Annotated in this window: 14 protein-coding genes; 7 read left to right on the forward strand and 7 right to left on the reverse strand. The window is 62.2% G+C overall.

The genetic code is table 11. From position 1 onward, the window contains the following. Positions 1–4: 4 nt before the first annotated feature. Both ABD059_RS15300 and ABD059_RS15305 read left to right on the forward strand, forming a co-directional pair. Positions 5–394, forward strand: a complete 390-nt coding sequence (locus tag ABD059_RS15300; protein ID WP_343881591.1) for an SHOCT domain-containing protein — start codon at positions 5–7, stop codon at positions 392–394. Positions 395–453: 59 nt separating this feature from the next. Then, positions 454–843 carry an SHOCT domain-containing protein gene (locus ABD059_RS15305; RefSeq protein ID WP_343881593.1) on the forward strand — a complete coding sequence of 130 codons (390 nt, stop codon included), beginning with the start codon at positions 454–456 and terminating at the stop codon, positions 841–843. Between the two features lie 6 nt (positions 844–849). Here ABD059_RS15305 and ABD059_RS15310 read toward each other — a convergent pair whose 3' ends face one another. Then, positions 850–1800, reverse strand: coding sequence for a quinone oxidoreductase family protein (locus ABD059_RS15310; RefSeq protein WP_343881595.1), 951 nt, complete (start codon positions 1798–1800; stop codon positions 850–852). A gap of 88 nt (positions 1801–1888) precedes the next feature. Between ABD059_RS15310 and ABD059_RS15315 the strand changes: the two genes are divergently transcribed. Further along, positions 1889–2443 (forward strand): TetR/AcrR family transcriptional regulator, encoded by a 555-nt coding sequence (locus ABD059_RS15315; protein WP_343881597.1) that lies wholly within the window; start codon positions 1889–1891, stop codon positions 2441–2443. A 70-nt stretch (positions 2444–2513) separates the two neighbouring features. Here ABD059_RS15315 and ABD059_RS15320 read toward each other — a convergent pair whose 3' ends face one another. The 3 genes from ABD059_RS15320 to ABD059_RS15330 all read right to left on the reverse strand — a co-directional run bounded on the left by ABD059_RS15320 (position 2514) and on the right by ABD059_RS15330 (position 6651). Continuing rightward, the gene (locus ABD059_RS15320; protein WP_343881599.1) at positions 2514–3791 is read right to left on the reverse strand and encodes an ion channel protein; all 1278 of its coding nucleotides are present in this window, start codon (positions 3789–3791) and stop codon (positions 2514–2516) included. 88 nt (positions 3792–3879) lie between these two features. Next, a complete protein-coding gene (locus ABD059_RS15325) occupies positions 3880–4710 on the reverse strand; it encodes a class II glutamine amidotransferase (protein WP_343881600.1) in 831 nt (276 codons plus the stop codon). 114 nt (positions 4711–4824) lie between these two features. Next, on the reverse strand, positions 4825–6651 hold the full coding sequence (locus tag ABD059_RS15330; RefSeq protein ID WP_343881603.1) for a S8 family peptidase: 1827 nt from the start codon (positions 6649–6651) through the stop codon (positions 4825–4827). 259 nt (positions 6652–6910) lie between these two features. On the opposite strand from ABD059_RS15330, the gene ABD059_RS15335 reads away from it, so the two are divergent. The 4 genes from ABD059_RS15335 (at position 6911) to ABD059_RS15350 (ending at position 11158) form a co-directional block, all read left to right on the forward strand. After that, on the forward strand, positions 6911–8239 hold the full coding sequence (locus tag ABD059_RS15335; protein ID WP_343881605.1) for a sensor histidine kinase: 1329 nt from the start codon (positions 6911–6913) through the stop codon (positions 8237–8239). A gap of 16 nt (positions 8240–8255) precedes the next feature. Further along, positions 8256–8945 carry a response regulator gene (locus ABD059_RS15340; protein ID WP_343881607.1) on the forward strand — a complete coding sequence of 230 codons (690 nt, stop codon included), beginning with the start codon at positions 8256–8258 and terminating at the stop codon, positions 8943–8945. Between the two features lie 81 nt (positions 8946–9026). Further along, entirely contained in the window at positions 9027–9908 is an 882-nt protein-coding gene (locus ABD059_RS15345; RefSeq protein WP_343881609.1) for an ABC transporter ATP-binding protein, read from the forward strand. Beyond that, positions 9905–11158 carry an ABC transporter permease gene (locus ABD059_RS15350; protein ID WP_343881611.1) on the forward strand — a complete coding sequence of 418 codons (1254 nt, stop codon included), beginning with the start codon at positions 9905–9907 and terminating at the stop codon, positions 11156–11158. Before ABD059_RS15345 ends, ABD059_RS15350 begins: the two co-directional genes overlap by 4 nt. 6 nt (positions 11159–11164) lie before the next feature. Here the strand turns inward: ABD059_RS15350 and ABD059_RS15355 are convergent, their stop codons facing one another. From ABD059_RS15355 to ABD059_RS15365, 3 genes are all read right to left on the reverse strand, one after another. After that, complete coding sequence (locus ABD059_RS15355; protein ID WP_343881613.1) at positions 11165–11851, reverse strand: hypothetical protein; 687 nt, start codon at positions 11849–11851, stop codon at positions 11165–11167. Between the two features lie 81 nt (positions 11852–11932). Beyond that, entirely contained in the window at positions 11933–12355 is a 423-nt protein-coding gene (locus tag ABD059_RS15360) for a DUF1801 domain-containing protein (RefSeq protein WP_343881615.1), read from the reverse strand. 30 nt (positions 12356–12385) lie between these two features. Next, positions 12386–12745, reverse strand: a complete 360-nt coding sequence (locus ABD059_RS15365) for a VOC family protein (protein WP_343881617.1) — start codon at positions 12743–12745, stop codon at positions 12386–12388. Positions 12746–12892: the final 147 nt, after the last annotated feature.

A 12892-nucleotide genomic window follows, 5' to 3' on the forward strand; every position in this document is an offset into this window, starting at 1 on the left:
GCAAGTGGAAATCCTTTCAACAGTCTGGGACTTCTTTTGGTTACTGATCTGGATCTATGCAGTGATCGCTTTCCTGACCCTGCTGTTCTCGGTTGTGGCGGATCTGTTTCGCGACGAGACACTGTCAGGTTGGCTCAAAGCGGCATGGCTCATTTTCCTGGTGTTTGTGCCGTTCATTTCCATCCTCGTCTACCTGATCACACGGGGCGACGGGATGGCGGACCGTGGCCAGCGATTGGCCACCGAACGCAGGGAGGCCCAGGCCGAGTACATCCGTTCGGCCGTTGGGACCAGCATCAGCGACGAGATTTCCAAGGCCCGTGCTCTCCTCGACGCGGGAACCATCAGTGCCGAGGAGTACGAGCTCATCAAACAGCGGACGCTAGCCCGGTAACGCAGTTGCGCTGCCAGACAACACCCGACGCTCACGGCGTCACCTTCTAGGGAGTAGCTATGGATTTCTGGAACAGTTTTTGGAACATCTTCTGGTTCCTTTTCTGGATCTACGCAGTGCTGGCTTTTGTCACAATTCTGTTCTCAGTCATCGCTGATCTTTTCCGGGACAAAAACCTCAAAGGATGGCAAAAGGCGGTCTGGCTGGTAGGCCTCATTTTCCTGCCTTTCCTGTCGATCCTCGTGTATCTCATTGTGCGCGGCAACGGTATGACTGCTCGGAACGAACAGCAGGCAATTGCCCGGCATGATGCTCAGTCCGCGTATATCCGGTCGGTATCCGGTGTCAGCCTCAGTGACGAGATCAATAAGGCGAGAGCGCTCCTCGATGCGGGGACCATCACCGATCAGGAGTACACATTGATCAAGCAGAAGGCACTGAGCGCCTAGACCGGGTCAGTGTGGTGTGATGATTAATCGGCCGATGGTTTCACCGGTCTCGAACGCACGGTGCGCCTCTGCGACCTTGTCCATCGGGAAGGACTCGGCGATGTGGGGTTTGATGATGCCGTCGGTGAGCAGTTGCGAAGCGTGCTCGATTGCGCTGGGGGCGGGCTGGCCGGCGAAGCCGCGGACCCGGCGCCGACCGGCCGGGATCGAGGCGAACACCGCTCCGAATGCGGACGGTGACTTGAGTGCCGCGGTCGTCACCATGCGCCCGCCTGATTTCAGTCGCTTCCGCCACGCCAGGAGATCGACGCCAGTCGTATCGAAGATACCGTCGACGCACGGGATGTCGCCGGGGCCGGTCCGGCGGTAGTCCAGGACCTGATCGGCACCGAGGCCCATAACGAAGTCGGCCATCTGGTCGGTCGCGATGCCGATGACCCGAGCGCCGCGGTGTACGGCCAGCTGGACCATCGCCGAGCCCATCCCTCCTGCAGCGCCGCGAACAACGACGGTGTCCCCGGGCGCGACGGGGACATGCTTCATGGCAGTCCAGGCGATGGTCGCAGGGACCAGAGCGGATGCCGCTTCCTCAGGGGTCAGACCGGTTGGAGCCGGCGCCGCGGCCTTGGAAGGAAGCAGCGCGTAGTCGGCGAGCATCCCCACCGGGAGCGAGAACGCGTTACCAAGGACCCCCCAGACCCGGTCGCCCGGCACAAAGCGGGTGATCTTCTCCCCGACGGCGTCAACGACGCCCACCAGGTCGATGCCCGTGCCGTAGGGCGGCTTCGTTCGGGTGACGCGTTCATACCCACCAGCTCGGGCAAGCACATCGACATGGTTGACGCTCGTTGCTTCGACGCGCACACGGATCTGATTCTTACCGGGATTTGGCATGTCCACGGTGACCTCGGTGAGGACCTCGGGGGATCCATACGATTCGATCTGAATTGCTCTCATGGGGCTTCCTTACTACGATATGTGGAGCACCTGCTCCAGGTACTCTGTATAGCATAAGTGGATTACCTACTCCAGTTAGGGGGATTGCGTGCGTGCCGACGCCGAGCGCAACCGCGAGCGAATCATCGAATCAGCTTCCAATCTGTTTGACGACATTGGCACATCGGTCTCGCTCAACGACATTGCGGCAGGCGCCAACGTGGGCATCGCCACGCTTCTGCGACGGTTTCCCGACAAGCAGGCCATTATCGACGCGGTGTTCACCCGCGACCTCGACCTGTGGCTGGCCAGCGCAGGCCGGGCGCGCACCTCGGACAGCCCGGGGATGGCGTTTCTGGACCTGGTCCGAGCCCTGCTCACCAACCAGGCGCGTCACCCGCACTGCGCAGACCTCGTGGTCCATGCATTCTTGCGATCAAAGGACTTCGCCGAGCAACGCGAGACATTCCGTGCAGATGTGGAGTCACTCGTGAACAGGGGCGTTACAGAAGGCGTCATCCGCCCCGGCACCACGTGGAGTGACCTGGTACTGCTCATGGAGTCGGCCGGGGCACTCGCCCTGTTGGACCCGCACCACGCCGAAGAAAAAATTCTTCACCTGCTGGAGCATTTCGAACGTTCGTTCAGCGTCATCCCGAGCTGAAGGAGCGCCCGCCGCCAGGAAATAACGGCATCAACTGCTCCAAACTGCTGCCGGTCAGGTCAGGGTGGGCCTAATCGGTTGCACCCGCCGTCCGCTCATTGCGAGGGGTTTGAATGTGCATTTTCGGAGCCCGGGCCACCAGGAGCCATACCGGAAGGACAGCGACGCAGAGGACGGACAGGAGGGTAATGTCGCCCGCCACGACGATCGCGATGAAGAGCGCAATCCAGCCATCCCGGCACTCCGCCAGGACGGCTCCCAGTACACCTGAGGCGATGGCCAAGCCCAGCGGTAGCCCTGGCACCAGCGCCTGGGCTACCAGGCCCGTTGCCACCCCGATGAAGACCGCCGGAAAGATCCGACCGCCACGGAAACCGGCGGTGGCCGCTACAAGGAGAGCGGCAAGTTTGATGGCAACGATGAACAAGAGCTGAGCGGCGGTATAGTCCTCAGTCTGTTGGACCAGGTCCACCATTTGCTGACCCCCTTTGAAAAGGGTCACCGGCCCACCGATAGCTCCCAGCAGTCCAAGCAGCATTCCACCCAGCGTCGTATAGATCCAGGGTCTTTCCAACCTGCGGAACAGGACGTGCATGGGACGGAAGAGAACAGCCCCGCCCACGATCACCAAGGCAGCCACGCTCGCAATGACCGCAGCCGAAAGAACGTGTGCCACCTGCGGTGGTCCCAGGGGCGGGATACCCGTTGGCCCGAACTGGGGGCCATCGATGAACCTCATGGTGATGGACCCGGTGCCAGCCGCAAGCAGCGGGAGGAAAAGTCGGTCCCACAGCGCCCCGCCGGATTTCGCTGCGGCTACGACGCCCGTGAAGACAAGTGCTGCCGCGACCGGTGTCCCAAAGAGGGCGCCAATGGTTCCCGCAGCGGTGACCATCACGATAAGGTCCACTCCGATACGGGGCCAGATGCGTGCCACCACGGCAACGATGATTGCCGTGTTGATAGCGATGATGGGAGATTCCGGTCCAAGGCTGACACCTCCTGCGAGCATCAGGACTGTCACCAGAAGCAACCCGGGCACGACGGCGAGCGCCACCGGGGGTGCGATGAGCTCGACCGTTGCGGTGTCACGCCCGCCGTGGCCGGGAACGTAGGTGACAAGTAGACCAATTGCCAGTCCGACAGTGCTGAGAATGCCGAAGATCCACCAGCCTGAGTCGGGTGGAACATTCAACGCATCCGGAAGGTCAACCCATAGGAGATGTTCGAGGAGTTGAGCTACCTCCTCGACGAGGAACAGGCTGAGCGCGGCCACGACTCCGACGGCAGCCACGGGCAGCGACAAGGCCAGGAGCGTTCGGATCGTTGGTTCCCCTTGTCCATCCACACCTGCAATTGTCCTCAGGCGGATCAGTTTCAACTCACCCGGGGTGGGTGATCCGGTGAATGGATCTCGGCGGTGACATCGTTGCGCGTCAGACTGGAGTCGGTGAGAAGGAGGAGACTTCTGCCCGTGCCCCCTGCACTACGAGGGTGGAAGCTTCCGGAACTTCCTGCCACGCGCCTTCAAGATCGCCGAGCGGTTCCGAGACCACCAGCCGGGCGTCAGCGGAGAGTCCCTGCAGTAGCTCGTGGGTCGGATGCAAGGCACGCAAGGCCGAAATATCAGTACTCCGGAAGAGCGAACGGGACTTTTCTTCGGTGGAGTAGCGGAAGGCCCACGTGGTTTCCCCGTCAGTGGTAGCGACGGTCATCTGCATCGGATATTCCACGCCATGGTTCCGGCCGATAGCCTCGATCACCCCGACAGCTCGAGCGACCGCCCGGGGTGGGTCGTTTTCCAGACCATAGGTGAGGGCCAGGTAGAAGAACAGTTCGGAGTCGGTGGACCCCTCGATCAGGGGAAAGAGTGCGGGGTCGACCGCGAGGGTCATGTCACGTTTGATCGTGGAAAAGTCATTGATGAGACCGTTGTGCATCCAGAGCCATCGGCCATAACGGAAAGGATGGCAGTTGGTTTGCTGCACGGCCGTCCCCGTGGACGCACGGATATGGGCGAAGACCCGTCCGGACCAGGCCAGCGCCGACAGCTCGCGGAGATTCCGGTCGTTCCACGCGGGGTCGGTGCTGTGGAACAGTCCAGGGCGCGGAGGCCTCGAGTACCAGCCAATCCCGAATCCGTCCCCGTTGATCGTTTCGGCACCCAGCCGGGAGTGTTTGCTCTGCATCACCAGGGAGCGCTCCGGTTTGTACAGCAGGTCCTCCAGATTGACTGGCGACCCGGAGTAGGCAATCCAACGGCACATGAGAGTCCTTTCCGCCAACATCACACCACCTCGAGGCTGGCCAGAAATCACCCTCTACGGGTGAACCCACCTTCGACCAGGCTCATCGCGCGGGGGTGCGATGAGGCGATCCGCTCAGTAATCCTCGGAGAACCGGTACATGAACGCTGCCATCGCGTCCCGGTTCACGGGGGTGAGGGCACGGTAGGTTCTGGTGCCGTTGGGTCCGGCCCAGCCGGTGCTGATGCCGGTGGAAGCCAGCCACGCCATCTCCCGATAGAACTTCTGGCCGGTGTGCACATCGGTAAAGGGTGATCTTGTGGGGGCGCTGTATGCCGGGCTGCCCGCCAGCCGGTACATGAACGCTGCCATCGCGTCCCGGTTCACGGGGGTGAGGGCACGGTAGGTTCTGGTGCCGTTGGGTCCGGCCCAGCCGGTGCTGATGCCGGTGGAAGCCAGCCACGCCATCTCCCGATAGAACTGCATGCCCACCGGGACGTCACTGAATGGCTGCGGCGTAGCGGCCGGTGCTACAGCTTTCACCGCCGCCGCAGCATCAACCAGCCCGGTCCCGCAACCTCCGGTATAGCAAACCCCGGGGAACGGGCGGGTGGTTGCCTTGAGTTGCGACTCGACCTCAGCCGGGGTGAGTGAGGAATCAACCGACAGCATCAGCGCCGCGACACCCGCCACATGAGGCGTCGCCATGGAAGTCCCCTCCAGATAGCCGTAACTCTCGGTCTCCGGGCCGGCGGCGCCGCTGTTCAGGGTGGACAGGATGGCGCTGGAGCGGCCGGTTGATGCATCGCCCCCGGGAGCGCTGACATCGACTTCAGGCCCATGGTTCGAGTAATTCGCCTTGTTACCCTCACGACCGGTGGCTCCAACCACGATGACGTTGTTGCAGTTCGCTGGCGACGTGTACTTGACGAACGTGTTTTCATTGCCCGCGGCGGCTATGACGACGGCGTTTCGGCTGTTTGCATAGTTGATGGCGGCCTGGAAGGTTGTTCCGCAGGTACCGGCGCCGCCCAGACTGAGGTTGATGACCTGCGCCGGGGTGGGGTTCAGGGGGACGCCCGGCACGCTACCGCCAGCGGCCCAGAGAGTGGCGGCAGCAACATCGCTGGTGTACCCACCGCAGGCTCCAAGGGCGCGGATTGGCTGAATCGTTGAGCCGTGGGCAACTCCGGCAATGCCTTTCGAATTGTTTGCTACCGCACCAATCGTTCCGGCGACGTGGGTGCCGTGCCAGGACGACGGATCGGAATTACACCGGTCGCCTTCGTCGGTCGGGTCTGAATCACGGCCGTCATTGTCACCGGCGATTTGTGGGCTGGTGATGAAGTCGTAGCCGGGAAGGATGTTCCCAGCCAAATCGCTATGCTCCGTAATTCCGCTGTCAATGACTGCCACGGTTACCCCCACGCCAGTTGACCGTTCCCAGGCCGATTCGACGCGCATCCCCGCCTGCGCTTCGAACAGGTTCCACTGGGAGTCGTACAGGGTATCGTCCGGAGCGATCGCCGTCGGCTGCAGGAAAACATCAATCTCGGCGTATTCGACATCACCGCGCGATTCCAGAGCGGCGACGACGTTCTCCGATTGCTCGGCGGTCAGGTCCTGTGTCGCTTCCACCACCGTTGCGCCGTCGACGGTGGAACCCACCTCAGTGACCGGTACCCCAAGACTGTTGACGGTGCTTCGGTAGGTGCTACCCCGTTCGCCGATGCTGGCACCGTCGTCGGCGAACTTCACAATGAAGCGGTCTGCAGGTTCGCCTGCGGGAAGGCTGTCCGGCGTCAGCGCCTCGGGGCCGCCAGCGGTTTCGTCGGGCTGTTGTCCAGCAAAAGCGGGCAAGGTCGTGATCGACCCGGCCAGCAGGACCGCAGCAGCAACTGAAGCGACTGATCGAGTCAGCCAGGAACTTTTCGGATGCCGCGGGCTGGGGCCAATTGTCATAACAGGTTCCTTGAGAGCGAGGTCAAGGGAACACCATGACATCCCCCACCGGCATCATACAACCGATCAGCATTCCCATCTCAACGCCCCCATCCACCTCCTGCTTTGCCTGGGGTGATCCAAAGGTGGGTGGATCATCCGATCGGACTAGGCCGCGTGGGGGAGTCGTGGCGCACCACCCGCTGACTAGACTGGCACTCATGATGGATCCCGCGCGCCCTGCTCCCGGAAGGCCGGTTCGGTGAACCTGCTCGCCCGCGTGAAATCGCAGACGGTCGACAACCACGACAACAATTGGGAACGCCCCGGTCCCACGAAGGATGAGCTCCGCAGGGACGTCATCGGCGTCGTCATCTTCGCGCTGGTCAGCGCCTTCGCCCTGGAACTGACCCGCGGCTTCGGGATGCTGGAGGAGGACAACCACCCGGTATGGGTCCAGCACGGAGTGCTGGCGCTGATGATCGTTCCCCTGGTGCTCAGGCGCAAATACCCGGTCCTGGTCATGCTGGTGATGTCTGCCCTCTTCATTGGGCTGAGCCTGCTGTCACCACTGGTATCGCTCCAGCTCTCGTACCAGGTGGCGTATTTCGCCTCCCTGTATTCGGCTATTGCATGGGCCAGGGACCGTCGGATGTTGTGGTTGGGCATCGTGGTGGTGGTAGCGGCGATGACCCTGTGGCTCATCCTCGCCCTGACGGTGGCCAACACTTTCGACGGCGTCCTGGCGCAGAGTGACGACAACCCCGACTTCGTGGGGGGTATCCTCGATCCATTGGCGTCGGTGGCGCTCTACAACTTCCTGGTCAACTTTGCGTACTTTGGCGGCGCCATCCTGGCCGGAATGACCTCGTGGCGCAACGCCCTGCAGCGAACCCAGTTGGCCGAACAGGCCGCAAAAATCACCCGCCAGGCCGACGAGCTGGCGCGGCGTGCAGTGGTGGAGGAGCGGTTGCGCATCGCGCGTGAACTGCACGACGTCGTCGCGCATCACGTTTCGGTGATCGGCGTCCAGGCGGGTGCGGCACGCCGGGTAATCGACAAACGACCAGAGGTCGCCGTCGAATCACTGCGCACCATCGAGCAAGCGAGCCGGCAAGCGGTGACGGACATGCGGAACCTTCTGGGCGTGCTCCGATCCGAGAGTACCGATCTCGGCGATACCGGAGACGGAGGGCGGCGTCCCGAACCCGGCCTGGACGATCTGGAAGGACTGGCGCGCCAGCACCGGGAACTCGGATTGACCGTCAAGTTTGGCACGGTGGAAGACATCCCCGGCGCGCTGGCCACAGTTTCAGCACCGCTGGCACTGTCCCTGTTCCGGACGGCCCAGGAATCACTGACCAACGTGCAACGCCACTCGACTGCCGGTGCCGCAGTGATGACGCTGCGGACCGGACTCGTCGGCGACCAGCGGTGGGTCGAGCTAGAAACAGTGGACAATGGGATGCCGCGTGCCAAATCCGAGCCAGGATCCGGGTTTGGTCTGCAGGGCATCCGAGAACGGGTGGCACTGCACCGGGGCACCGCCGAAATTGGACCACGCTCCGAAGGTGGCTGGCGTGTCCGCGCCAGGTTCCTGGTCCACTAACCCAGAAGGACACCCCATGGATTCAATCCGCGTTCTGCTTGCCGACGATCAGGCCCTGGTTCGGGCGGGTTTCGCCACCATGCTCTCCATTGAGGAGGATATCGAGGTGGTCGGCCAGGTCACCAACGGTCAGGAGGCGGTGGATTTCGCTCTCCAGCACGACGTCGATGTCATCCTGATGGACGTGCAGATGCCCCTCATGGATGGCATCCAGGCCACCGAGTTGATCGCCCGGGCCGGTCGCGGGAAAGTCATCATCCTGACCACTTTCGAACGCGAAGACTATCTCTTTGACGCCATCCGCGGCGGTGCCAGCGGATTCCTCCTGAAGAACGCCGACCCCGATGACCTGATTGCCGCAGTCCAGGCTGTCGCAGGTGGGTACGCGCTGCTCGCACCCGAGGTGACAGTCCGGGTGATCGAGCGTTTCGCGAGATCCCTCGACGCCGAGGAGACGGCTGCCCCCGGGATCCGGCCCAGCGCCGAACTCCGCAAACGGCTTGAGTCGCTGACCCAGCGGGAGAAGGAAATCCTCACCAGCCTGGCCACCGGCCTCAGCAATGCCGAACTGGCCGCTACGTTCTTTCTGGCGGAGGCCACGGTCAAGTCGCACGTGTCATCGCTGCTGGCGAAGGTGCAGGTTCGGGACCGGGTGCAGGCAGTGGTCTTTGCCTACGAAAGTGGTCTCATCCGTCCGGGGGAGTAGCAGGTTCAGCCCTTTGACTCATCCCCCAGGCGGGGGCGTTGCCTAGGGTTGATTCCAGGGAAAACTACAGGAGGACACCACATGCTGCAGGTCCAGAACCTCACGCGACGATTCGGTGAGAATACCGCCGTCGACAATGTCAGCTTCGCCATCCCGTCCGGCCAGATGACCGGATTTGTTGGCGCCAACGGTGCCGGTAAAACCACCACCATGCGGATGATCATGGGAGTGCTCACATCGCATGGTGGGGAGGTGCTGGTGGACGGCCGCCCCATTACAGCCGACGACCGGTCAACCTTTGGCTACATGCCCGAGGAGCGGGGGCTGTACCCGAAGCAGCCCATCCTCGATCAGCTGGTCTACCTCGGCCAGCTGCACAGGATGACTGCCTCCGACGCGCGGAGCCAGGCCCAGGACCTGCTGGATCGGTTTCAGCTCGGCGGCCGTGGCAAGGACAAACTCGAATCGTTATCCCTCGGGAACCAGCAGCGCGTCCAGATTGCCGCGTCGCTACTTCACCGGCCCACCGTACTGATCCTCGATGAGCCGTTCTCCGGGCTGGACCCGGTAGCAGTCGACTCGATGGTCGAACTGTTGCGTGACCGGACAGCCGACGGGGTGCCGGTCCTGTTCTCCAGCCATCAGCTGGACCTGGTGGACCGGTTGTGCGACAACCTGGTGGTCCTGCGGCAAGGTCGTCTCGTGGCGTCCGGCTCCGGCGACGACCTCCGGGCAAAAGCACCCCGGCGCCACCGGTTGTCGGTCGACCCCGATGCCGGCTGGGTGCGTGAGGAAGCCGGGGTACGGGTCATCGACGTCGCAGGACAGGACGCGGTGGTGGAATTCGACGACGACGACGCCGCGCAGCGCGTGCTCGCCTCAGCGTTGACCCGAGGCAGTGTGCATGAATTCAGCCGGATCAGGCCCAGCCTGAGCGAAATCTACCGGGAGGTCTCCCAATGAGCACCGAAACTCCAGTCAAAGAGCGCGACGGCGGTTCGGCGTCGCCAGCATCAGGGCCCAGCCCGCAGCCACAAGGGACTCAACCGCCCTGGGTGATCGTGACGCTGCGCGAGGTCATGATCAAGGCGAAGGATCGCAGCTACGCGATCAGCACGATGATCACGCTGGTACTGATCGTGGCCGGTGTTGTGTTCAACGCCTTCATGATGAACCGTGGCGACGACTTCACTATTGCTGTGCAGTCTGATTCAGCAGCCGCTGCAGTCGTGGAGCTCGCCGATCAGGCGGGCGGCGCCGACGACGGCAATGTCACCTTCACCGCGGTCGTCGCCGGATCCGCGGATGCTGCCGTGGAACTGGTACGCACCGAGGAAGCTGACGCTGCGTTGCTGCACGAAACCGACGGTAGCTGGCAGCTCCTGGGAAAGACTGAGGTCGATTCGGGGATCAGCCAGCAGCTCGGGGAGTCCCTCAACGAGTATGTGCTGGACCGAAACGCGGCAGCGGCGGGAACCACCGCGGAGCAGCTGCTCTCCGGGGCCGATGTGGAACAAGCGCTGCTTGAAGGCAGCGAAGAAAACCAGTTGCTCGCTACGATCGCCGGATTCGTCTTCAGTTTCCTGTTCTATATGGCGTCCATTATCTTTGGCATGGCCATCGCCAACTCGGTGGTCGAGGAAAAGCAGAACCGGGTGGTGGAGATCCTGGCTACCGCGATCCCGATCCGCCAGCTGCTCTACGGCAAGGTCTTGGGCAACACCATCCTTGCCATGGTCCAGTTGGCGCTCTACGGCGGTGCTGCCCTGCTGGCCCTGAACCTGACTGACACAGCTGATCTGGTGGGGAGCATCATTCCGGCTTCCGGCTGGTTCCTGGTGTTCTTCCTCTTCGGATTTCTGATCCTCGCCGCGATCTGGGCCGTTCTCGGGTCGCTGGCGAGCAGGCCGGAGGATCTGAACAACAACTCGACGCCGGTGATGGCCCTGATCTTCGCCGCCCTCTTTACCGGATTGTTCGCCTCCGGCCAACTCCTGGTGGTGGCTTCCTACATCCCCGTGGTTTCATCGGTGGCAATGCCGATCCGGGTCCTGAACTCGCCGGTGGCTCTCTGGGAGCCGCTGCTATCACTGGTGATCGCTTTGGCGGCAGCCGTTGCATTGCTGCACCTCGGTGAGAAGATCTACCGACGTGCGGTCATGCAGGGTGGTGGGGCGTTGAGCCTACGAAAGGCAATCAAACTGGAGCAGTAGCATCGGCTACGGCGTCCAGGTGGAGACAACCTCAATGAGGGCAAACCGCTTGGCCGCTTCCGATTCCTCGAAACCAAGACCAGTAGGAATTGCCATGAGACCGTAATCGCCGGGCGCGAGATCTGGTGCCAGGCTGATCTGGAAGGTGTAGTTACCGTTGGCATCGGCATAGACCAGGGGGTATCCGATCAGCGAGGAATCCGTTTGGGCGGGTCCGAAGTTCATCTGGATTTCCGCACCGGGCGGATAGCCGGAGCCGACGACGTTCCAGGTGGTTCCGACATGGCGCACCACCCTTAGCCCATCCCAGGTGGAGACCAACTCAAGGTCATCGTAAGAACCCGACAACCCAGGAATCGGGGGTTCGGACGTTTCGGTGATCGGGGCCTCGGTCGGCGCTGCGACACTGGTAGCGTCTTCGGTCGGTTCTGATGCTGATGCTGGTGCTGTTGACGGTTCGGTGTCCGGCGCAGGGCTAGTCGATTCGGTGGCGTCAGGAGCTTCCGCGGGCGACGGCGAACCCTCAGCCGACGGCGCGGGGCTGGCCGACGCCGTCGCGGAAGGGGAGGAACCCGAATCTGAACCGGTCACCTCCGCTGAGGGCTCGGTGTTCGAGACGCAACCGGCAAGGAGCAAGGCTGCGATGGGGAGAGCAAGAAGGGGCGAGAGCTTCTTCACTGGCTGTGCTTTCATGAGGATTGGTCGGTAGATAGCTTGGACACTACCGATAGGGCGCGCTCACCGACAGCACGACTTGGTTACGTGAGCCAACCGTTATACAACGTCATGGTGACTCGTGGTGTGCTCGTAGCCGTTGCGGATCAGTTGCTCAAGGATCTTCAGGTCGATATCAGCCAATTTATTGATATAGAGACACGAACTTCCACGTTTGTGTTTGCCAAGCTGCTTGAGTAAGAAACCATATTCTGATCCCTCGGTGAGCCCGTAAAGGACCAGGTTGGCTTTGCGGGGAGAGAACCCGACCGCTGCCGCGTCACCTTCCCGCCCGGAATCGTAGCGGTAGTGATAACTGCCGAAGCCAATAATGGTGGGCCCCCACATGGTGGGCGGTTGACCAGTGACGTCGGTCATCAACTCCACCAGAATCTCGGCATCTTTGCGCCTGACGGGGTGGGAAACTGCGGCAACGAATTCGAGGGGGTCGGCCCCGGTGGGGTGGGATGCTGACTCAGTCATTGACCCTGTATCCCACCGGCATGGCACTGTTTACGCGATACATAGGCAGAATGGGTGGCTCGCCGGATCAAGAAAGACCCGAAAGGTCTCACCGGGCTGGACCGCGCATTTGGTACCGCCGAGGGCGAGCACCGCGGTCTCGCCCTCGTCGAGATCTTCAACCATCAGGTCGAAGTGCATCTGCTGCGGGCTGACCTGGTCCGGCCAGGCAGGAGGTCGATAATCCTCCACCTGCTGAAACGATATGCAGTTGCTCGCGTCGTCGGGTCGGATATCCGCCCAGTCATCGCTGGCGTCCACCGTCCACCCGAGCAGAGCCCCGTAGAAGGTTGCGAGGGACGCCGGGTCGGGGCAGTCGATGACGACACTGGGATAGCGGGCGATGGCCATGACGGAAGCCTACTGCCGTACCTCGCCAAAATGAAGGGGAACGCTCGGTCGACGAACAGATACACAAAGATTAAAACTTCCGTCATTGTTAATCTTTTTTTCGAGTGTAGGGGTTATTCTGACAGAAGTAGGCGGAACGCTAAGCAC

The organism is Arthrobacter flavus (assembly GCF_039526005.1).
GTDB lineage: Bacteria > Actinomycetota > Actinomycetes > Actinomycetales > Micrococcaceae > Arthrobacter_D > Arthrobacter_D flavus.